17 protein-coding genes and 2 pseudogenes are annotated in these 22,015 nt (G+C 55.3%); 11 read left to right on the plus strand and 8 right to left on the minus strand.

What is annotated here, in order from left to right; genetic code table 11:
- Positions 1 to 8 precede the first annotated feature (8 nt).
- The 6 genes and pseudogenes from ppk2 (at position 9) to PSES9_RS0107230 (ending at position 7,303) form a co-directional block, all read left to right on the plus strand.
- The gene (gene ppk2, locus PSES9_RS0107205; RefSeq protein WP_010485514.1) at positions 9 to 932 is read left to right on the plus strand and encodes a polyphosphate kinase 2; all 924 of its coding nucleotides are present in this window, start codon (positions 9 to 11) and stop codon (positions 930 to 932) included.
- 63 nt (positions 933 to 995) lie between these two features.
- The gene (gene chrA, locus PSES9_RS0107210; protein ID WP_010485515.1) at positions 996 to 2,348 is read left to right on the plus strand and encodes a chromate efflux transporter; all 1,353 of its coding nucleotides are present in this window, start codon (positions 996 to 998) and stop codon (positions 2,346 to 2,348) included.
- Positions 2,349 to 2,434: 86 nt separating this feature from the next.
- Positions 2,435 to 2,971: pseudogene (locus tag PSES9_RS23065) on the plus strand (chalcone isomerase family protein).
- Between the two features lie 311 nt (positions 2,972 to 3,282).
- A complete protein-coding gene (gene desA, locus PSES9_RS0107220) occupies positions 3,283 to 4,467 on the plus strand; it encodes a delta-9 fatty acid desaturase DesA (RefSeq protein ID WP_010485517.1) in 1,185 nt (394 codons plus the stop codon).
- A gap of 122 nt (positions 4,468 to 4,589) precedes the next feature.
- The gene (locus PSES9_RS0107225) at positions 4,590 to 5,561 is read left to right on the plus strand and encodes a GGDEF domain-containing protein (protein ID WP_010485519.1); all 972 of its coding nucleotides are present in this window, start codon (positions 4,590 to 4,592) and stop codon (positions 5,559 to 5,561) included.
- A 479-nt stretch (positions 5,562 to 6,040) separates the two neighbouring features.
- On the plus strand, positions 6,041 to 7,303 hold the full coding sequence (locus tag PSES9_RS0107230; protein ID WP_010485521.1) for an OprD family porin: 1,263 nt from the start codon (positions 6,041 to 6,043) through the stop codon (positions 7,301 to 7,303).
- An 83-nt stretch (positions 7,304 to 7,386) separates the two neighbouring features.
- On the opposite strand, the gene aguA is transcribed toward PSES9_RS0107230, so the two are convergent.
- The 8 genes and pseudogenes from aguA to PSES9_RS0107270 form a co-directional block, all read right to left on the minus strand.
- Positions 7,387 to 8,493: an agmatine deiminase gene (gene aguA / locus PSES9_RS0107235; RefSeq protein ID WP_010485523.1), complete on the minus strand. Its 1,107-nt coding sequence runs from the start codon at positions 8,491 to 8,493 to the stop codon at positions 7,387 to 7,389.
- 79 nt (positions 8,494 to 8,572) lie between these two features.
- Positions 8,573 to 9,451, minus strand: coding sequence for an N-carbamoylputrescine amidase (gene aguB, locus PSES9_RS0107240; protein WP_010485525.1), 879 nt, complete (start codon positions 9,449 to 9,451; stop codon positions 8,573 to 8,575).
- A gap of 239 nt (positions 9,452 to 9,690) precedes the next feature.
- The gene (locus tag PSES9_RS0107245) at positions 9,691 to 10,329 is read right to left on the minus strand and encodes a TetR/AcrR family transcriptional regulator (protein WP_010485527.1); all 639 of its coding nucleotides are present in this window, start codon (positions 10,327 to 10,329) and stop codon (positions 9,691 to 9,693) included.
- A gap of 52 nt (positions 10,330 to 10,381) precedes the next feature.
- Positions 10,382 to 10,885: a TPM domain-containing protein gene (locus PSES9_RS0107250; RefSeq protein ID WP_010485529.1), complete on the minus strand. Its 504-nt coding sequence runs from the start codon at positions 10,883 to 10,885 to the stop codon at positions 10,382 to 10,384.
- On the minus strand, positions 10,885 to 11,775 hold the full coding sequence (locus tag PSES9_RS25500) for a TPM domain-containing protein (protein ID WP_010485531.1): 891 nt from the start codon (positions 11,773 to 11,775) through the stop codon (positions 10,885 to 10,887). The genes PSES9_RS0107250 and PSES9_RS25500 overlap by 1 nt, the downstream gene beginning before the upstream one ends.
- Position 11,776: 1 nt before the next feature.
- Positions 11,777 to 12,388: pseudogene (locus PSES9_RS23075) on the minus strand (LemA family protein).
- Between the two features lie 141 nt (positions 12,389 to 12,529).
- On the minus strand, positions 12,530 to 13,585 hold the full coding sequence (locus PSES9_RS0107265) for a polyamine ABC transporter substrate-binding protein (RefSeq protein WP_010485536.1): 1,056 nt from the start codon (positions 13,583 to 13,585) through the stop codon (positions 12,530 to 12,532).
- Positions 13,586 to 13,884: 299 nt separating this feature from the next.
- On the minus strand, positions 13,885 to 15,264 hold the full coding sequence (locus tag PSES9_RS0107270) for a glutamine synthetase family protein (protein WP_010485538.1): 1,380 nt from the start codon (positions 15,262 to 15,264) through the stop codon (positions 13,885 to 13,887).
- 277 nt (positions 15,265 to 15,541) lie between these two features.
- Here PSES9_RS0107270 and PSES9_RS0107275 point away from each other — a divergent pair, with 277 nt between their 5' ends.
- From PSES9_RS0107275 to PSES9_RS0107305, 5 genes are all read left to right on the plus strand, one after another.
- Positions 15,542 to 16,294, plus strand: coding sequence for a gamma-glutamyl-gamma-aminobutyrate hydrolase family protein (locus PSES9_RS0107275; RefSeq protein ID WP_010485541.1), 753 nt, complete (start codon positions 15,542 to 15,544; stop codon positions 16,292 to 16,294).
- Positions 16,295 to 16,338: 44 nt separating this feature from the next.
- Positions 16,339 to 17,697, plus strand: coding sequence for a glutamine synthetase family protein (locus PSES9_RS0107280; RefSeq protein ID WP_010485543.1), 1,359 nt, complete (start codon positions 16,339 to 16,341; stop codon positions 17,695 to 17,697).
- Between the two features lie 59 nt (positions 17,698 to 17,756).
- Positions 17,757 to 19,130 (plus strand): aspartate aminotransferase family protein, encoded by a 1,374-nt coding sequence (locus tag PSES9_RS0107285; protein WP_010485545.1) that lies wholly within the window; start codon positions 17,757 to 17,759, stop codon positions 19,128 to 19,130.
- A gap of 162 nt (positions 19,131 to 19,292) precedes the next feature.
- Positions 19,293 to 20,387 (plus strand): polyamine ABC transporter substrate-binding protein, encoded by a 1,095-nt coding sequence (locus PSES9_RS0107290; protein ID WP_010485546.1) that lies wholly within the window; start codon positions 19,293 to 19,295, stop codon positions 20,385 to 20,387.
- Between the two features lie 489 nt (positions 20,388 to 20,876).
- On the plus strand, positions 20,877 to 21,974 hold the full coding sequence (locus PSES9_RS0107305; protein ID WP_010485550.1) for a polyamine ABC transporter substrate-binding protein: 1,098 nt from the start codon (positions 20,877 to 20,879) through the stop codon (positions 21,972 to 21,974).
- The last annotated feature ends 41 nt before the right edge of the window (positions 21,975 to 22,015 follow it).

Here is a 22,015-nt window from a genome sequence, read left to right on the forward strand (position 1 = left end):
GACCTGTCATGACCGATAACGCAAACCTGGATTTTGCCGAGCAGGCGTCACGCTTGCATGCCGATATCCTCGACAGTTTCGACGAAGAGCTGGAAATGGAGTTCGACGATGTTCGCCTTGACCCTGTGCTCAAGGAGTTGGGGCACGCGGCACCGGTGGATATGGACCGGCGCCTGTACTTGCGCGAACTGCTGCGCCTGCAGTCCGAACTGGTCAAGTTGCAGGAGTGGGTCGTCGAACAGAAGCTCAAGGTGGTGGTGCTGTTTGAGGGGCGTGATGCGGCAGGAAAGGGCGGTGCTATCAAGCGCATTACCCAACGCCTGAACCCGCGCGTATGCCGTGTTGCTGCCCTGCCCGCGCCCAGTGAGCGGGAGCGCAGCCAATGGTATTTCCAGCGTTATGTCGCGCATTTGCCCGCCGCTGGGGAATTGGTCCTGTTTGACCGCAGTTGGTACAACCGCGCAGGTGTCGAGCGGGTCATGGGGTTTTGCACTGACGATGAGTACGAAGAGTTCTATCGCAGCGTGCCGGAGTTTGAACGCATGCTGATTCGTTCGGGCATCATCTTGGTCAAGTACTGGTTCTCGATCACCGATGAGGAGCAATACCGACGTTTCCTGATGCGTATCCATGATCCGCTCAAGCAGTGGAAGCTATCGCCCATGGGCCTGGAATCGCGCCGCCGCTGGGAAGATTACACCCGGGCCAAGGAAGAAATGCTCTCGCGCACCCACACCGAGCAGGCGCCTTGGTGGATTGTCGAGGCTGACGACAAAAAGCGTGCCCGGCTAAATTGCATCCAGCACTTGCTGATGCAAATTCCCTACGGCCAGACCAAGCAGCCCGAAGTGGTATTGCCTGCGCGGGTATATAATGCGGATTATCTGCGCTCGCCGGTTCCGCAGCAGATGCTGGTGCCCCAGTTCTTCTGAGGTATTTATCTGGCCCTGCACCCGCCCCAATGTCGTGATGGGCGCCCTATTACCAGTGGCTCTATGTCCTGCTCAAAAAAACAAGGCCAAGCGCCACAATCTGTCAGTTTTCTTGAAGCCTTCCGTTTCTGGCTGAAACTGGGGCTGATCAGCTTTGGCGGTCCGGCTGGGCAAATTGCGATCATGCATGAAGAGTTGGTGGTCCGCCGTCGCTGGTTGTCTGAGCGCCGGTTCCTGCATGCCCTGAACTACTGCATGATGCTGCCAGGGCCAGAAGCGCAAAAATTGGCGACCTACATCGGCTGGCTCATGCACCGCACCTGGGGTGGGATTATTGCGGGCGCCTTATTTATCCTGCCTTCGCTGCTTATCCTTATTGCGTTGTCATGGCTATACATCGCTTTTGGCGACCAACCGCTGGTTGTAGGACTGTTTTATGGGATCAAGCCGGCGGTCACTGCAATTGTGATCCAGGCGACCTACCGTATCGGCTCACGGACGCTAACCAATCCCGGGTTGTGGTTGATTGCCAGTGCCGCCTTTGTGGCGATTTTTGCCCTTGAGATCGCTTTTCCACTGATCGTCCTGGGAGCCGCGGTGACGGGCTACGTTGCCGGGCGTATCTGGCCACACTGGTTTAGCGGGCCCGCCCGTGCCGACGCGCTAACCCCAGTAGCCACAAAAGCGTTAATTGATGACCATACACCAGCGCCTGCCCATGCGCGCTTTACCCTGGCAGGGTTGGTCAAGTTGCTCCTGGTGGGGGGCTTGCTCTGGTTGCTGCCCATGGCGTCATTGATGCTGGCGTTTGGTTGGGAGGGTACGCTGACGCAGATGGCCTGGTTCTTCACCAAGGCTGCGTTGCTGACCTTTGGTGGTGCCTATGCGGTGTTGCCTTACGTCTATCAAGGCGCAATCGCGCAGTATGGCTGGTTGACCCCCGTGCAAATGATTGACGGGTTGGCGCTGGGCGAAACCACGCCTGGACCGCTGATCATGGTGGTCGCCTTTGTCGGTTTCATTGGTGCCTATGTGCAGCAGGTCTTCGGCGCTGAACAGCTGTTTCTGGCCGGAGCTGTGGCAGCGGTGCTCGTGAGCTGGTTTACCTTCCTGCCCTCGTTCCTGTTTATTCTTGCAGGCGGGCCGCTGGTGGAGTCGACCCACAATCAACTGAAATTTACCGCGCCGTTAACGGCAATTACGGCGGCGGTGGTTGGGGTTATTCTCAATCTGGCGTTGTTTTTCGCCTACCACGTGCTCTGGCCACAAGGCATGAGTGCAGCCTTTGACTGGCCCTCGGCGCTAATTGTCGCAGCAGCAGCCGTGGCCTTGCTGCGCTACAAGCGTGGGGTTATTCAGGTGATTGCGCTGAGCGCCTGTTGTGGCTTGCTGGTGCACCTGCTGCGCCTCAGTTGAGCAGTCAAGCAAATTAGCAGTGGCTTTGTTGTCGATTGCGCAGGACTATCAACCCACAGCCATCTTTCTTGCAGGGAGAGTTTGTGATGACCAGTGCCAGTCTCGCCAACCTGTGCCGAACGTTCTGGCTCAGCTGTTGTATTGCAATTGTTCCGCTGGGGGCGTCAGCCAGCTGGCGCGATGTCCTGCCTGATGCAGAGTTGGTCGGGCAAGGCGATTTGCGCATCTGGGGTTTTCGCATCTACACGGCGCGGCTGTGGAGCGCCCAGCAGCCTTTTGATAGCAGCAAACCCTTTGCCCTTGAGCTGATTTATCATCGAGACATCAGTCGTCAGGAGTTTGTTGATGCCAGCCTTGACGAGATACGCCGCACATCCCCAGGCCAGGTCAGCGAGTCGCAGTTGCAGGCCTGGCGCAGCGAAATGCAGCGTGCGTTCGTCGATATCCGGGAAGGTCAGCGTATCACCGGGGTTAATTTGCTCCAGCGCAGTCAGTTCTATGTTGATGGCCGTTTTCACCAATAGGTGCAAGACGGTGCGTTTACCAAGGCATTCTTTGCCATCTGGCTGGACCCGAAAACCCGCGATCCGGGGTTGCGACAGCAGTTGCTGGGCAGCCGTTGATTCTGTCGCGACTTGGCCTTGATACACTGCTGGCATCGGTGTTGCTGTCGGTGCTGCTGTAGTTTCGAAGATGCCATCCAGGATGACCGGTCGTCTGTTTAGCCATTTTGTCGATTGCCGCCTAATTGGGCCGAACAGCCTGCAAACCCGCGGCGGCTGCCGGCTCTAGATGCCGACGTGGGCAGTAGTGACATCGCAAGCAGCCCTGTAACATTCATATGCAAAAGTCCGTCTGGTTTTCTGTATACAGATAGACATAATGCAGCACGGTGCTGCACCGGGCACTTACCTTCAGAGAGGTTCTCTAACGCATGTGGTACAACGGTATTCTTGACTTGTCGGTCTGGCAACTGATCGCGGTCACCCTGCTGATGACGCATATTACGATCGTCAGCGTAACGGTATATCTGCACCGTTACTCAGCGCACCGTGCTCTTGAATTGCACCCTGCGCTCAAACATTTCTTCCGATTCTGGCTGTGGCTGACCACGGCGCAGAACACCCGTGAGTGGACGGCTATCCACCGTAAACACCATGCCAAGTGTGAAACCGTGGATGACCCGCACAGTCCGGTCATCAAGGGCCTGGGCACTGTATTGCGCAAAGGCGCCGAGTTGTATGCCGAGGAAGCGGACAACCCGGAAACGCTGCGTATTTACGGTAAGAACTGCCCGGAGGACTGGATCGAGCGGAACCTGTACTCGCGTTTCCGGCTGGGCGGCGTGGCGATCATGGCGGTTATCGATTTGGCATTGTTTGGCGCGGCCGGCATTACTGTCTGGGCCGTGCAGATGATGTGGATCCCGGTATGGGCGGCAGGCGTGATCAATGGCCTTGGCCATGCAGTCGGCTACCGCAACTTCGAGTGCCGGGATGCCGCGACCAACCTGGTGCCTTGGGGCATTCTGATTGGTGGCGAAGAGCTGCATAACAATCACCATACCTATCCAAACTCCGCCAAGCTTTCGGTCAGGAAGTGGGAGTTCGATATGGGCTGGGCGTGGATCAAGCTATTCAGCTTTTTGGGATTGGCCAAGGTCCAGCGTGTCGCGCCAATCGCGCACCGTGTTGAAGGCAAGCACAACCTCGACATGGATACCGCGATGGCGATCCTCAACAACCGCTTCCAGATCATGGCGCAGTACCGCAAGCTGGTGATCGCCCCATTGGTCAAGCAGGAACTGGCCAAGGCCGACGCATCGGTGCGCGACCGTTTCCACCGGGCCAAGCGCTTGCTGTCGCGTGAGACCAGCTTGCTCAATGAAAAGCATCAGTTGCGCATTGATGCGATGCTTGAGCAGAGCCAGGCGCTGAAAGTGATTTATGAAAAGCGTTTGGCGTTGCAGTTGATCTGGGCCAAGACCATTTCTAACGGCCACGAAATGCTCGAAGCGATCAAGCAGTGGGTGCATGAAGCCGAAGTCAGCGGTATCCAATCCCTGCGTGACTTTGCAGCACAGCTGAAAACCTACTCACTGCGCCCAAACGCTATTTAACCTGCTCGTTCGTCTAAAAAGCCCGCTAATTAGCGGGCTTTTTGGTTTTATTAGAACTAAGTAACAGGTTTTATCTCTTATCTAGGCTTTTACTAGTACAACCCCATGCTAGGAATAACTCCATGGATGAGAATAGTCGTCTGCCAACAGAGCTTGAAGAATTGACCCTGGCTTTGCTGCCCAGCCGTTCAGAGGTCACGCGCCTACGCGAGCGCGAGCAACTGATCAGCTCCTTGTTGGGCAGTATCAATGCCGTGGTCTGGGCGCTTGATTGGAATACGCAAAAAGTCATTTATGTCAGCCCTGCATACGAGGCCGTATTTGGCCGCCCGGCGGCTTCGCTGATGGCGGACTACGGCGAGTGGCGCAACTCGATCTATCCAGATGATGTCGAGTATGCCGCCAATAGCCTGGCCAAGGTGCTGCAGACCGGTTCCGTCGAGTCGCGCGAGTATCGGATTATCCGTGCGGACGGGCAGCTACGTTGGCTCAGCGACAAGTGCTTTATGGGCCGCTTGAGCCATGTGGGCGACGCTAAGGTTGTTGTCGGGATTGCCGAGGACATCACCGAGAAGAAGCAGCTTGAAGGTGAGTTGCAGCGCCTGGCCACCACCGATGTGCTGACGGAGAGCAGTAATCGCCGGCATTTTTTCGAGTGTGCGCAGAAAGAATTCGAGCATGCCCGCAAGTTTGGTACGCCGCTGTCTTTCCTGTTGCTTGATATCGATAATTTCAAGCAAATCAATGACCAGTACGGGCACCAGGTGGGGGATGAGGTGTTGCGTCGGATGGCCGCTTGCGGCGTTTCTGTCTTGCGTCGGGGCGACTTGTTCGGGCGCGTTGGAGGAGAAGAGTTTGCCGCGTTGTTCCCGGGCTGCGAGACGGCCTTGGCAAAGCAAATTGCCGAACGCCTGCAGCGGGAGATCAAGCAACTGCGATTCATTCATGCAGATATCCAGTTTGGTGTCACCGTCAGTCAGGGGCTGACCAGCATCAATAGTGCGGATTTGACCCTGGACAGTTTGTTTGCCCGTGCTGACGAGGCGATGTACAAGGCCAAGAACCAGGGCAAGGATCAAGTCGTCATAGGTTAATGAGGAGGCTGATAATTAACCTGAATCGAACTGGCGGTATTCCGCCTAACTTTAGGTTGGTTTCGGCGAAAAAGCGCCCATGCGGCTGGTTGTTTTTACTGAGTTAAACAGCGAAAAATTATGTAACTGTTTGATTTGTAATGAATTTAATATTTTCTTAAATAATTGGCACAAAATCTGTAACGACAGCTTCATAAGTGAGTCCGGCGCCTTTTGCCGGCTGACAATAAAAATGAAGAGACCCGTGCCATGAAGAATTTCTGTCTTTCGCAAAAACTGCTCTGTAGCACATTGCTATTCAGGCCAGCAGCCTTAATCCCCTGATTTTTCAGTCCCACCGCTAACGCTTTGCTGGCGCCTATCCGGCTGCCTGCGCGTTGCTGTGTGGATTTGCTAAGGATTCGGCATGCGTGGCGTCTTTATCCCTGAACGCTGTGCGTGTGTTGATGTGTGTCCCTATAACACTGGAGTAAACCATAATGAGAAAAACCTCCTTGGCGCTGGCCGTTACTGCCAGCACTTTGGGCTTATCCTTGAGCCAAACTGCCCATGCTGAGTTCCTGAAAGACAGCACGGCAACTCTTGAGGCGCGCAACTTCTACTTCAACCGTGATTTCCGTGATTCGGGTGCGCCTCAATCGAAGTCTGAAGAGTGGGCTCAAGGCTTCATCCTGCGCGCCAACTCGGGTTATACCGACGGCACGGTAGGTTTTGGTGTTGATGCGATTGGCACCTTCGGTTTCAAGCTGGACTCGGGCGGCGGCACCGCAGGTAGCGGTTTGCTGGTTCCGGATCGCTCATCTGGCGGTTCGCAGGACACATCCTCGGGCCTGGCCGTTGCCGGTAAAGCCAAGATCTCCAAGACTGTATTGAAGATCGGTAGCCTGCAGTACAAGAACCAGGCAATCGCGTCGAGTGATGGTCGTCTGTTGCCGCAAGTGTTCAGCGGTGGCCAACTGGTTTCGCAGGAAATCGAAGGCCTGACCCTTGATGCCGCGCATATTCGTGAAGTGAACAACCGTAACTCCAATGACTATGAAGACATCACGGTCACCAGCGGCAAGACGCGTGGTATCGCGGTAACCGGCAGCGGCACTACCGACTCATTTGACTATATCGGCGGTACCTACAAGGTCACCAAGGAACTGACTGCAGGTTATTACTACTCCAACCTGGAAGATTTCTATAAGCAGAACTCTTTCAACCTGGTGCATGTATGGCCGGTTGCTGAAGGCCAGACCCTGAAGACCGATGTGCGCTATGCTCACTCCACTGACGACGGTCGTAGCACCATCGACAACGATGCCTACGGCATCATGACCACATACAGTGTCAGCGGCCACAGCTTTGGCCTGGGCTATCAGAGCATGACCGGCGACAGCGGTTTCGCCTATGTCGGCAAAACTGACCCGTTCCTGGTCAACTATGTACAGATCAGCGATTTTGCCAACAAGGACGAAAAGTCCTGGCAAGCACGCTACGACTATAACTTTGCCTCCATTGGTATTCCGGGCCTGACCTTCATGACCCGTTATCTCAACGGCGACAATGTGGACCTGGCAACCGCCAATGCCAGCGAAGGCAAAGAGTGGGAGCGCGATACCGAGTTGATGTATGTGTTCCAGGAAGGCGCCTTGAAGAACCTGGGCGTGCGCTGGCGCAATGCGACTGTGCGCTCGAACTTCGCCAAGGACATCGACGAGAACCGTCTGATCGTGAGCTACACGCTGCCATTGCTGTAAGCCTGAGCAGCCTTAGTCAGCAATAGAAAGCCCGGCTCTGGATACAGATGCCGGGCTTTTTTTGCCGCAACAATTTGCCAGGCTTATCGCGTCTGCGGGGCAGGCTGTTGCTGGGTGATGCAGTGGATATTGCCGCCGCCGAGCAGAATCTCACGACCAGGCACCATGACTACGCGATGGTCGGGGAATACCTGGCCAAGAATGGCTTTGGCCTCTTCATCTCGCGGGTCGTCAAAGCTGGGGGCAATGATGCCGCCGTTGACGATCAGGAAGTTCACATAAGAGCCGGCAAGGCGCGACTCAGGGTGACGGTCCTGTGAACCATCGGCCAAATCGACTCCGGCGCATTCCTCTTCGGTTGCGTACATTGGCCCCGGAATCGGCATCTTGTGCACAACCAGTTTGCGGCCTTTGGCGTCCAGGGTGCTTTCCAAGACCTGCATGGCTTTCTGGCAGCGAGGGTAGTTGGGATTTTGCTCGTCATCGGTCCAGGCCAGCATGACTTCGCCTGGACGCACGTAGCAGCAGAAATTGTCGACGTGGCCATCGGTTTCATCGTTGTACAAGCCATCTGGTAGCCAGATCACTTTATCAATGGCCAAGTGTTGGCTGAGTACGGCCTCGGTCTGCTCACGCGTCATATGCGGGTTGCGGTTAGGGTTGAGCAGGCATTCCTCGGTGGTGATCAGAGTGCCTTCGCCATCAACATGAATCGAGCCGCCTTCAAGGACAAAACCTTCGGTGCGATAACGCGCGCAGCTTTCTATCTGCAGAATCTTGCTGGCCACTTGGTCATCACGGTTCCAGGGGGAATACAAACCGCCGTTGAAACCGCCCCAGGCGTTAAATTGCCAGTCGACACCGCGTACATCGCCACTGTCGTTGATGACAAATGTCGGGCCGGTATCGCGTACCCAGGCATCATCGCTGCTCATCTCAACCACGCGGATATTGCTGTGATCAAGGCGCGCGCAGGCGTTTTCGTATTGCTGGGCCGAAACGCAAACCGTCACCGGTTCGAACTCGGCAATTGCCTTGGCTACTGCAGTAAATGCCTGCTGTGCAGGTTTGCCGCCCAGGCGCCAGTTATCCGGGCGCTGCGGCCAGACCATCCAGGTCTTGCTGTGGGCTTCCCATTCGGCCGGCATACGAAAGCCATCTGCGCGAGGGTTGGTGTTTAGGGTTGTCATTACAAGCACCTGCATATAGACGTTAGAAACAGCCGCTGCAGGCTCCCCGGTGGGCGCCCGGCAGTGGTGTGTGATTAATTTAAGACTCGAGTACGCCGTCGAGGGTTTTTAATGGCCCGTACAGGTTAGGGCGACGATCACGGAAAGAGCCCCAGGCGCTGCGTATGTGTTCAAGTTTGTCGAGATCGAAGCTATGGACCAGCACAGCTTCTTCGGTTTCATTCAGTTCTTCAACTTTAGCGCCAAATTGATCGGCAATAAACGATGAACCGTAGAATGTAATTCCGGAGCCGTCCTGTTCTTCTCGGCCGATACGGTTGCTGGCGACCAGCGGCATCAGGTTGGCACCGGCATGACCTTGTTGTACGCGTTGCCAGTGATCGCGCGAGTTGATGCTGGGGTCATGCGGCTCGCTGCCAATCGCGGTGGGGTAAAACAGAATCTCGGCGCCAAGCAGGGCCATGCTCCTCGCACATTCGGGGAACCACTGGTCCCAGCAGATGCCCACGCCTATCTTGGCGTAGCGGGTATTCCAGACCTTGAAGCCGGTGTCGCCTGGGTTGAAATAGTACTTCTCGTGATAGCCGGGGCCGTCTGGAATGTGGCTTTTGCGGTAGATTCCCAGATTGCTACCGTCGGCATCGATAATCGCAATGCTGTTAAAGCGCGCCCGACCGGCCAGTTCATAGAAGCTGATTGGCAGCACCACTTGCAGCTCTTTGGCGACTTGCTGGAAGTGTGCAATGGCTGCGTTGGCTTCGACAGCAGTCGCCAATTGCAGGAAATCCGGGTTGGGTTTTTGGCAAAAGTAGGGCGTTTCGAACAGTTCCTGGATCAGGATGATCTGAGCGCCTTTTGCTGCTGCTTCACGCACCAGTTTCTCGGCAGTGGCGAGATTGGCTGCGCGATCCCACGAGCAAGCCATTTGCGTAGCGGCGACAGTAACGGTACGTGACATTGGACACCTCGTAAAAACGTTCGGCGCCCAGCTTCAACCTTCGCATCGAGATGGCTTGAAGCTGGGCGAGTTGGCCTTGAGTGAGTGCATTTATAGTCGATAAAAATCTGCTTTAAAAGAAAAATATGAAGAGGTAGCGTATTTTTATGTGTTTTTAATCGATAAATATCGATATCTATATTGTAGGAATAGCAATGCCATGGACAGCCGTTTGGCTGCCACAAGGTTCTTTGGGCTGATTACAGGGCGGTGGGGCGCTTGGGCAGGCAGATGGGCAGATACAGGCCCAGATATGCATCGAATACGCGCATGCCTTCTTCGGCAAGCCGTGGGTTGATGTGGCCATGCTGTTGCACTGAGCGCGCATAGACGCGATCACCAAGCTCCATGGCCAGTGCAAACACATCAATATCATCGGGCAGGGTTGGCAGGGCGAAGTGCCGCTCGAACAGCGATTGCATCAACTGGCCCAGTTCGATGTCGTGTTGCCGGTCGGCGTGGGTTATCTCGCTTAAGCCATGCTGCGCCAGAATCAACTGGCGGGCTGCGGCATCATCCGCGTAAATCGCCAGCATGCGCTGTTCGACTATGGCTGAAAGGTCGCGCCAGCTGCGCAATTGCGCATGATCAATCGGTTGTTGCAGGCAGGCGCGAAAGGCCGCATGAACATCTGCTGTAAGGGCTTCAAGCAAAGCCGGGACGCTGGTAAAGAAGTGGTAAACCGATGACGGGGGAATCTGCGCGCGCTCGGCAACGCTGTAGATCGACAGGCCGGCCACCCCTTGTTCGGCTAGCAACTCACGGGCAGCCGCAAGAATCGCAGCGATACCGGCTTGGCTGCTGGCGCGGGGGTTACGGACAGTCGTCGGGCGTGGCATGGTCCGCTCAGGTCAAGGAATCATTAGCGGTTTATTCGCCTGGCCAGGCAGGTTACAGAATAATCGGCTGGTCGGGCAGCTCATTAGGGTTGCCTGTACTCGGCGCTGCAAAATGCTGCGCGAGCAAGCTGTGGGCCTGGGTAATGGCTTCAAGGCTGCCTTGGCGCCACAGGCCCTGGGCAAAGTGTTCGCACATGCGCGAACAGATTGCGTCCCACTGCGCTTGCTCGACGTGGCGCGAAATGCCTCGGTCGGCAACGATTTCAACGCGATGTTCGGCAAGCAGCAGGCAGATCAAGATACCGCTGTTGTGCTCGGTATCCCATACGCCTTGTTCGGCGAAAACCTGCTCGGCACGCGAGCGCGACGTGACGCCGGTCAATACCTCAACCAAGGGCAGGCGCGACTCAATGGCAAAGCGCACCTCGCCAATATGCAGTTTTTCACCAGTGCTTATTGCCTGGCTGATTTCAGCCAGCAAGGGGGCCGGAAAATTGCGACGCAGCTGGAACCAGCCTGAGAAGAGGTGGATCAATACACGTTTTATCACTGTCATCACCAGCTACCCGACGAACCGCCGCCCCCGAAACTGCCGCCGCCGCCGCTGAAACCACCGCCGCCACCGCTGCCGCCACTAAAACCACCGCCACCGAAGCCGCCGCCACTGCTGCGTCCAGAACCGCTGCCGATGTTTATTACGCCAAGCGGTATGGCGAGAAAGGCAGCGCCCATCACTGCACCAATCAACACGGCGGCCAGTGTGCCTTGGGTGAAGAGTGCAAACAATGACATCAGTACAGCGCCCACGGCCATGCGGGGTATCAAGCCGCGCCGGCCAATGATGGCGCCCACGATCATGCGCAGAATGATTGCTGGCATCAAAAGAGCAAACACAGACAGGGCAATGATGGCGCCAAGACCACTGCTTTCGCTGCGTTGGGTTGGTGGCGGCAGGGCCTCGCCATCAATCAGCTTGGTCAGTGCATCAACACCGGCACTAATGCCGCCGAAGAAGTCACCTTGTTTGAAGCGTGACTCAATGAACTCGCGTTGGATGCGTGCGGCAGCTGCGTCGGGCACCGCGCCCTCAAGGCCGTAACCGACTTCGATACGATCACGCCGATCATCCTTGGCGACCAGCAGCAACAAGCCGTCATCGGTGCCCTTGCGACCAATCTTGTTGGCCTCGGCAACGGCTAATGAGTAGCTCTCGATATCTTGCGGCGCGGTGGTCGATACGATCAGCACCACCATTTGCGCGCCCTTGCGTTTCTCCAGCGCAACCAGTTGCTGGTCGAGTTGCTCGATTTGCTCGGTAGTCAGGGTGCCGGTCTGGTCGGTGACATGGCGTTTGAGCATGGGTACTTCGGCGGCATGGACCAAAACCGGGACGATAAGCATCAGCGCCAGAAAAAGGCGCTGAATCCAGTGGTGAAATGGCTTCATGTTACTGCGTGGCAGGTGCTGTGCTGTTGCCAAAGTCTACCGCCGGTGCCGTGGAGATTTCCTTCTCGTTCTCGACACTGAAGTTTGGCTTGACCTCATAACTCAACACCATCGCCGTCAAGTTGTTTGGGAAGGTGCGAATCAGGGTGTTGTATTGCTGTACCGCCTGGACGTAGCGGTTGCGTGCAACTGTCACGGGGTTTTCGGTGCCTTCGAGTTGAGCCTGAAGATTCTGGAACAGCCCATCGGCTTTCAACTCAGGGTAGCGCTCGCTTACCACCATCAAGCGCGACAGGGCGCTGGACAACTCGCCTTGGGCAGCCTGGAATTGCTGGAGCTTCTGTGGGTCGTTGAGCGAGTCGCTGTTGATTTGCACGCTGCCGACCTTGGCACGTGCATTGGTTACTTCGACAAAGACTTTTTCTTCGTGCTGGGCGTAGCCCTTGACCGTATTGACCAGGTTGGGAACCAGGTCGGCGCGGCGCTGGTATTGGTTGACGACCTCGGACCATGCGGCCTTGACGGCTTCATCCTGGCGCTGCATGTCGTTCTAGCCGCAGCCTGTGAGGGTGCTCGCAAACAGGATGAGCAAGAGTAAATGTAGGGTTTTCATGAGTGCTCCAGTTCATTCCATTGCGCAGGACAGTAGCTGTCAACAATAGGTCAGTCGCAGTGGTTGCGTCAATTGAACGACATGGCGAACTGAAATATGGCGCTGCCGAGTCACCGTGACGATTCGGCAGCCTGACTGTCGCTATTGCGGGGTGAACTGTTGCCACACCTCGTCGCGTACGGCTTTTTGCTCATCAGAAAGGGTTTTGAGCGTGTACAGGCGGCGTTTGATTTCGATATTCGGATACAGGTCGGGCATCGCCTGCAAAGAGGCATCCAGGAACTGCCTGGAGTCGCTGTTGGCGTTCGGGTAGAGGGTTTCAGTGGTGATTTCGGCAGCAACTTCAGGTTGCATCAGGTAATTGATGAATCGGTGTGCCAAGTCGGCGCGCCGGGCTGTGCTTGGAATAACCAGATTGTCGATAAACAGCACCGAGCCTTCGGACGGCACGATAAAGTTGATTGGCTGGCCAGCCTGCTTGGCGGCCAGCGCATCACCTACCCAGGCCATGGCCATGCACAACTTGCCGTTGTTGAGGTCCTCGATGTAGCGCTCGCTGTCGACGTAGCGCAGGTTGGGGCGAATGTTCTTCAGGATCTCGCCTGCGCGGCGGATGCGGCTAGGGGCGCTGCGCGAGAAATCGCGGCCTTGATAGTTCAGGACCAAGGATAAGGCTTCGTCCGATGCATCCAGGACGCTGATGCCACAGCTGCTCAGGCGAGCACTGTTTTGCGGATCGAACAGGACGCTCCAGCTATCCGGTAACGGGCCCCCGTAGGCCGCTTCTGCCTGGGGCGTATTAATCGCCAGGCCAACCGAGCCCCACAGGTAAGGCACTGCGTAGCGGTTGTCGGGGTCGACAGCTGCAAGCTTGCTCAGCAGCTGTTTGTCGAGGTGCGTGCGATTGGGCAGCAGGCTCATGTCCAAGGGCAAGATGGCCTTGGCCTTGATCAATTCGGGAATGGTGTCGTTGGACGGCACGGCAACATCGATGGGTTCACCGCTGGCCATGACTTTGCTCAGCTCTTCCGCTGTGCTGAAGGTGTGGTACTCGACCTTGATGCCGGTTTCTGCCTCGAAGTCCTTGAGCACTTGCGGTGCTATGTAGTCGTTCCAGTTGTAGACGCGAATCATTTCTTGGGCATTGACGGACAACGAGGTCAATACAAGTAGAAGCAGGGCGTACAAACGAGGCATAGATCTGTTCCTGTAAACATCATCAACCGTACCAGTAGCGACGGCTGGAAAGTGGGTACTTGGCAGGTCGGACGAAAGCTACTACGCAATGTATCGCGGTGTTGAGACGCTACTCACAGCCTTTAACTGAACATACTTTAGTTCGGCATTCACTATTGTGGGCTTTTGCTGGTACAGGGGTTGCAGCTGAATGTCCGGGCAAAAGGGCCAGTGTCGAGCTTGTCTTCTTGTTTTTTCACGCCTTGGCGCGTGACTCAAAAAGACGCCGGCTCAAGGCCGGCGTCGGGTGTTACCTGGGCTTATACGGTATGGAGATACCAGTTGTATTCCAGATCTGAAATCGAGTGCTCGAATTCAGCCAGCTCACTTTCTTTACAGGCGACAAAGATGTCGATGTATTCAGGGCTGATGTACTTGGCCATGATTTCGCTGTCGTCCAACTCGCGCAGGGCATCACGCAGGTTGTTCGGCAGGCTCTGTTCCAACTGCTCGTAGGAGTTGCCTTCAATCGGCTCGCCCCGTTCGATCTTGTTGGTCAGGCCATGGTGGATACCGGCCAGAATCGAGGCCATCATCAGGTACGGGTTGGCGTCGGCACCGGCAACACGTTGCTCGATCCGCACCGAGTCCGGACTGCCGGTAGGTACGCGAACAGCGACCGTGCGGTTATCAATCCCCCAGCTCGGCGCATTAGGCACATAAAACTGTGCGCCAAAGCGGCGGTATGAGTTGACGTTAGGGCAGAGGAACGCCATTGACGCAGGCATGGTTTCCAGAATGCCGCCAATCGAGTGGCGCAAGGCATCGTTTTCCAGCGGATCTTCCGAGGTAAAGATGTTTTGCCCAGTCTTCTTGTCGAGCAGGGAAATATGCACATGCAGACCATTGCCGGCCTGACCTGGATAGGGCTTGGCCATGAAGGTCGAGTCCATTTCGTGGTCGTAGGCAATGTTCTTGATCAGGCGCTTGAGCAGCAAGGCATAGTCGCAGGCCTTGATCGCGTCTTTGGTGTGATGCAGGTTGACTTCGAACTGCGCCGGGGCACTTTCCTTGACGATGGCGTCAGCAGGCAAGTCTTGCTCTTTCGCGGCTTCGAGCATGTCTTGCAGGCAATCAACGTATTCGTCGAGGTCATCGATCAGGTAAACCTGGGTCGAGTGTGGGCGTTTACCGGAAATAGGCGAGCGTGGCGGCTGTGGACGGCCGTTCACGTTCTCCTGGTCGATCAGGTAAAACTCCAATTCGAAAGCGGCGCAGATGGTTAGGCCTAGTTCGTCGAACTTCTGTACTACCTGACGCAACACCTCTCGTGGATCGGCAAAGAATGGCTTGCCATCGAGTTCGTGCATGGTCATCAACAGTTGCGCGGTTGGGCGCTTCTGCCATGGCTCATTGCACAGTGTGTCGGGAATCGGGAAGCAGATACGATCCGCATCACCAATATCCAGGCCCAGGCCGGTACTTTCTACCGTTGAACCATTGATATCGAGTGCGAATAAAGAAGCGGGAAGGTTAATACCTTTCTCGTACACTTTATGAAGACTGGCGCGTTCGATGCGTTTGCCACGCACCACGCCATTCATATCTGCAATAAGAAGGTCGACGAACTGGACCTCAGGATGTTCCTTAAGGAACGCGTTCGCTTCATTAAGCTGAACGGCACGCGGGGGTACCGACATGATGCAACACCTTTCTTGTTAAAAATATCAATCATGCGAATGCACAGGTGTGAGTCAATCTTAAACACCTTGCGCTGTCAAGAGAGGCGTATTTTGCCCCAAAATAGGGCTGTGCGGCCAATTTTAGGGCGTTTCGGGGAGTTTCAGAGCCTCTTGAGCCCTTTGCCTGTGCGGTGCTCAGTGGGGTGTGTTCAATTTTTTACATGGCTATTGTGAAAAAAAATGAACAAGGCTAAGCTCGGTTCAAACCCACTAACAGCAATAAAACGGGTGCCCCATGTCACGCCTGCCGATAATCGGCGTCACCTCTGATACAAAACAGATTGGCCCTCATCCTTACCACGTTACCGGCGACAAGTATGTTCGCGCAGTGGTTCTGGGTGCAGCTGGTTTGCCGGTGATTATTCCTTCACTCGGCGAGCTGCTGGATCAGCCTACCCTGCTCGATAATCTGCACGGTTTGCTGTTTACCGGCTCGCCATCCAATGTCGAACCGCATCATTACAATGGCCCGGCCAGCGAGCCTGGCACTTTGCACGATCCTGCGCGAGACAGCACCACCTTGCCCCTGTTGAAGGCTGCGATCGCGGCCGGGGTTCCGGTGCTCGGTGTGTGTCGCGGCTTCCAGGAAATGAACGTGGTCTTCGGTGGCACGCTGCACCAGAAAGTGCACGAAGTCGAAGGCTTCATGGATCATCGTGAACCGCAGGACGAGCCGCTCGAGGTGCAATATGCACCTCGTCATGCGCTGCATGTGCAGCCTGGTGGCATTCTCGCTGGCATCGGCTTGTCAGCGCAGATCGAAGTCAATTCCATACATGGTCAGGGCGTTCAGCGTCTGGCGCCGGGCCTTCGAGTTGAAGCGCTGGCGCCTGACGGGTTGATCGAGGCTTTTTCCGTCGAAGGTGCAAAAAGCTTTGCCTTGGGGGTGCAATGGCACCCCGAATGGCAGGTACGATCTAATCCGAATTATCTCGCCATCTTCCAGGCCTTTGGTGAGGCTTGCAGGAAGAGGGCGGGGCAACGCTGAGGCCGACTCAATCAATAGTCGGCTCAACCAACCCTGAGGTCTCTATGAGTACCAAAATAGACCAGCTATCCAGCTGGCTGAAAGAACGCAAAATCACCGAAGTTGAGTGTCTGGTCAGCGATCTTACCGGCATTGCCCGCGGCAAGATTTCGCCAACCAACAAGTTCATTGCGGAAAAAGGCATGCGCCTCCCAGAGAGTGTGTTGCTGCAAACCGTGACGGGCGATTATGTCGAGGACGACATCTATTACGACCTGCTCGATCCGGCGGACATCGATATGGTCTGCCGTCCCGATGAGAGCGCTGTATTCCTTGTACCTTGGGCGATCGAGCCGACTGCCCAGGTGATTCACGACACCTATGACAAGCAAGGCAACCCGATTGAGTTGTCGCCGCGCAACATTCTCAAGAAAGTGCTCAAGCTCTACTCCGACAAAGGCTGGCAGCCGATCATGGCGCCAGAAATGGAGTTTTACCTGACCAAGCGCAATGCCGACCCAGACTTCCCGCTGGAAGCCCCGCTGGGCCGTTCGGGCCGCCCGGAAACCGGTCGTCAGTCGTTCTCCATTGATGCGGCGAACGAATTCGACCCGCTGTTTGAAGACATGTATGACTGGTGCGAGATTCAAGGCCTGGACCTGGATACCCTGATCCACGAGGAAGGCCCGGCGCAGATGGAAATCAACTTCCGTCATGGCGAACCACTGCATCTGGCCGACCAGGTCTTGGTGTTCAAGCGCACCATGCGTGAAGCCGCGCTCAAGCATGATGTAACGGCAACCTTTATGGCCAAGCCGATTACCGACCAGCCAGGCAGCGCGATGCATGTGCACCAAAGCATCATCGACAAGAACACCGGCAAAAATATCTTCTCCAATGACGACGGCACAATGAGTGAGCTGTTCTTGCACCACATCGGTGGTTTGCAGAAGCTGATTCCTGAGTTGCTACCGCTGTTCGCACCGAACGTTAATTCGTTCCGCCGTTTCCTGCCGGATACCTCGGCGCCTGTAAACGTTGAGTGGGGTGAGGAGAATCGCACCGTTGGCTTGCGTGTTCCCGATGCTTCTCCAGAGAATCGCCGCGTTGAAAACCGCCTGGCCGGTGCCGATGCCAACCCTTATCTGGCGCTGGCTGCCAGCCTGTTGTGCGGCTATATCGGTATGGTCGAAGGTATAGAGCCAAGTGCGCCAGTTGAAGGGCGTGGCTATGAGCGCCGCAACCTGCGTCTGCCCCTGACGTTGGAAGCCGCGCTGGAGCGAATGGAAAACTGCAAGGTGGCCGAGGAGTACCTGGGCCGCAAGTTCATCAGTGGCTATGTGGCGGTCAAGCGCGCAGAGCATGAGAACTATAAGCGGGTGATCAGCTCTTGGGAGCGTGAATTCCTGCTGCTGTCCGTGTAATTGAACGGGCGCCGGGCAGTTTTGTCCGGCGCACGCTACATGCATTTTTAGAGGTGGATATGACTAACCAGGCGACTAACCCAAAAACCCGTGAATGGCAGGCGATGGGCCGCGAGCATCATCTCGCGCCGTTCAGCGACTTCAAGCAATTGGCGGAAGTAGGGCCGCGCATCATCACTCGCGCAGAAGGTGTTTATCTGTGGGACAGCGAGGGGCATAAAATCCTCGATGCCATGGCAGGCCTGTGGTGTGTGGCAGTGGGCTATGGTCGCAAAGAGTTGGCCGAAGCTGCTTACAAGCAGATGCAAGAATTGCCTTACTACAACATGTTCTTCATGACCGCGACGCCGCCAGCGCTGGAACTGGCCAAGGAAATTGCGGAACTGGCCCCGGAAGGCATGAATCATGTGTTCTTCACCGGTTCAGGCTCCGAAGGCAATGACACCATGTTGCGTATGGTCCGCCATTACTGGGCGATCAAGGGCAAGCCAAACAAGAAGGTCATTATCAGCCGTCTCAACGGCTATCACGGTTCAACCGTGGCCGGTGCGAGTCTGGGCGGCATGACTTATATGCACGAACAGGGCGGCCTGCCGATTCCGGGCATTGTGCATATCGCGGAGCCATACTGGTTCGCCGAAGGCGGTGACATGACGCCGGACGAGTTCGGTATCTGGGCGGCCGAACAACTGGAAAAGAAAATTCTCGAAGTTGGTGCCGACAATGTCGGTGCATTTATCGCCGAGCCCATCCAGGGCGCTGGCGGTGTGATCATCCCGCCAGATACTTACTGGCCGAAAGTGCGTGAGATCCTCGCCAAGTATGAAATTCTGTTTGTCGCTGACGAAGTGATTTGTGGCTTCGGGCGCACCGGCGAGTGGTTTGGCAGTGACCTCTATGGCAATGCGCCAGACATGATGACCATTGCCAAGGGCCTGACCTCCGGGTACATCCCGATGGGCGGCTTGATCGTCCGTGATGAAATCGTTGAGGTGCTCAATCAAGGCGGCGATTTCAACCATGGCTTTACCTATTCCGGCCACCCTGTTGCTGCAGCGGTAGGCCTGGAAAACCTGCGTATTTTGCGCGAAGAGAAAATTGTTGAACGGGTCAAAGAAGAAACGGCACCGTATTTGCAAAAGCGTCTACGTGAGCTGGCTGACCATCCGTTGGTGGGTGAAGTTCGCGGTGTTGGCATGCTCGGCGCCATTGAATTGGTGAAGGACAAGGCTACTCGCGAGCGTTACCCGAGTGATAAAGGTGTTGGCATGATTTGCCGTACACACTGTTTCAGCAATGGTTTGATCATGCGTGCCGTAGGCGACACCATGATTATTTCACCACCGCTGGTGATCAGTAAGGCAGAAATCGATGAGCTGGTAACCAAGGCCCGTCAATGTCTCGATCTGACGGCTGCCGAAGTACTGGGTTAAAGCATTGCAATGATTAAACTCGCAACTGTAATCAGTTGAGTGTTTAAAAATGTCGGTGAAATTGCCAGACTGCGCCAGTGCGTTGGCCAGGCTCGCCGGAAGGTGGTGCAAACAGGCTGCGCTACCTTCTGGAATACTTATAAAACAACAGGAGCTTTACGCATGAAATTTTTCGGCAAAACCCTTCTCGCGTTGTCCTTGGCGGCTGCTGTAGTGGGAGCAGCACAGGCTGAGGATAAAGTTCTTCACGTCTACAACTGGTCCGATTACATCGCTGAAGACACACTGGAAAACTTCCAGAAAGAAACCGGTATCAAGGTGGTCTACGACGTTTTCGACAGCAACGAAACTCTGGAAGCCAAGCTGCTTGCCGGTACTTCGGGCTATGACGTCGTGGTGCCGTCCAACCAGTTTCTGGCCAAGCAGATCAAGGCTGGTGTTTTCCAGAAGCTGGACAAGTCCAAGCTACCAAACTGGAAAAACCTCAATCCTGACCTGATGAAGTCGCTCGAAGCCGCTGATCCGGGTAACCAGTACGCATTTCCGTACCTGTGGGGCACCACGGGCATTGGCTACAACCCGGAAAAAGTCAAAGCGGCCCTGGGCATCGACAAGATCGACTCATGGGACATCATTTTCAAACCAGAGAACATGGACAAGCTGAAGTCTTGCGGCGTTTCCATGCTCGACGCTCCTGAGGAAGTCTATGCAGCCGCGTTGCACTACCTTGGCCTGAACCCGATTGCACAAAGTGTCGAGGACGTGAAAAAGGCTGAAGAGCTGCTGCTCAAGGTTCGTCCAGATGTCACCTACTTCCACTCATCCAAGTACATCTCTGACCTGGCCAACGGCAACATCTGCGTGGCCCTGGGTTGGTCCGGCGATGTCTTCCAGGCTGAAGCCCGTGCTGAAGAAGCCAAGAATGGCGTGCCAGTCAGCTATGTCATTCCTAAAGAAGGTGCTGCCGCATTCTTTGACATGATGGCTATCCCGGCTGACGCGAAAAACGCTGACGAGGCCTATACCTTCCTCAACTACATCCTCAAGCCAGAGGTTATTGCGCCTATTTCTGACTATGTGGCCTACCCGAACGGTAATGCTGCGGCGACACCACTGGTGTCGGAAGAAATCCGCAACAACCCAGGCATCTACCCAACCGAGGAAGCGTCGAAGAAGTTGTACACCTTCTCCGAGCTGTCTCCGAAGGTACAACGTGCAATGACCCGTAGCTGGACCAAGGTCAAGTCGGGCCGTTAAGTGTTGTTGATTTAAGACTGTAGTCCTGCATCAGGCGGAACCCACCGCCTGATGCAGAAGTTGTAACCCGCTGGTGGTATCAGAAATGGATGCAGTTTTCCGAGTCTCAAGGAGTTTCTGAAAAAGGTAACGAGCGACGGGAGTAGAAGCTGTGAAAAAGCGACCAGGGTCGCGCTCGACTTTAGTTATTCTAAGTGAGCATTTGAGCAGCTTTTCAATGCGGTAATACCTGGCGCAGTAGTTTTTCAGAGGTTCCTTCGTGTGCCCGGTCAACTGGTAAAAGAAAGCTTGCATGTATTGTTCAATTCTTCTGTTCGCCGTTAAGCGCGTTCAGTTTGAGGTCTCGCGATTGATGTTCCGGTCGCCAGAGAGCGCGGTAATTACCGTGTTGTTCAGCCTGACAAGCAAAAGACCACTGAACAGAAGCGATCTTATCCGATACAGTGCCGGCCTTTTTTTGGCCGCTCCATAAAATAAGAGGACATACGTGTGCGATTCTCAATAAGCAAAACTCTAACAGCCAGCTTACTAGCACTCGGCGTTGCGGCAGCAGCTCAAGCCGCTGAGTCGACCGTACACATCTACAACTGGAGTGATTATATCGGCGAGAACACCTTGGCCGACTTCCAGAAGGCCACTGGTATCAAGCCGGTGTACGACGTATTCGACTCCAACGAAACCCTTGAAGGAAAGCTGCTGTCAGGCAACACCGGTTATGACATCGTGGTGCCGTCCAACAACTTCCTGGGCAAGCAAATTCGTGCTGGTGCGTTCCAGAAGCTGGATCGCAGCCAACTGACTAACTGGAAGAATCTCGACCCGCGCTTGATGAAGCAGTTAGAGACCAATGATCCGGGCAACATGTATGCCGTGCCTTATCTGTGGGGTACCAACGGCATCGGCTATAACGTCGAGAAGGTCAAGGAAGTGCTGGGCGTCGACCATATTGATTCCTGGGCGGTGCTGTTTGAGCCTGAGAACATGAAGAACCTCACCACCTGTGGTGTGTCATTCCTGGATTCGGCCGATGAAATGATTCCAGCGGTGCTCAACTACATGGGCCTTGATCCAAACAGCAAGAACCCGGATGACTACAAGAAAGCCGAAGAGAAGCTTTTGGCGGTACGGCCATACGTGACCTATTTCCACTCTTCCAAGTTCATCAGTGACTTGGCCAATGGCAATATCTGCGTGGCGGCCGGCTTCTCCGGAGACGTACTGCAGGCTGCAGATCGTGCAGAAGAAGCAGGCAAGGGCATTGATATCGCTTATGCGATTCCCAAGGAAGGTGGCAACCTGTGGTTCGACATGATGGCAATCCCGGCGGATTCGAAGAATGTCAAACAAGCCCATGCCTTTATCAATTACTTGCTGCAACCTGAAGTCATTGCCGGGGTAAGTGATTACGTGGGTTACGCCAACCCCAACCTCAAGTCCGCCAAGTTCATGGACCAGGAGGTCAGCACCAACCCGTCGGTTTACCCTCCTCAGGAAGTACTGGATCGGTTGTACATCCAGCAGGAAATGCCTCGTAAGATCCAGCGTCTGATGACACGCAGCTGGACGAAGATCAAGTCAGGACAATAATTTTAAGCGGCCCGCCGCCAAGACGGCGGGCGCGATTTTGC

The organism is Pseudomonas sp. S9 (genome assembly GCF_000222125.1).
Classification (GTDB): domain Bacteria; phylum Pseudomonadota; class Gammaproteobacteria; order Pseudomonadales; family Pseudomonadaceae; genus Aquipseudomonas; species Aquipseudomonas segetis.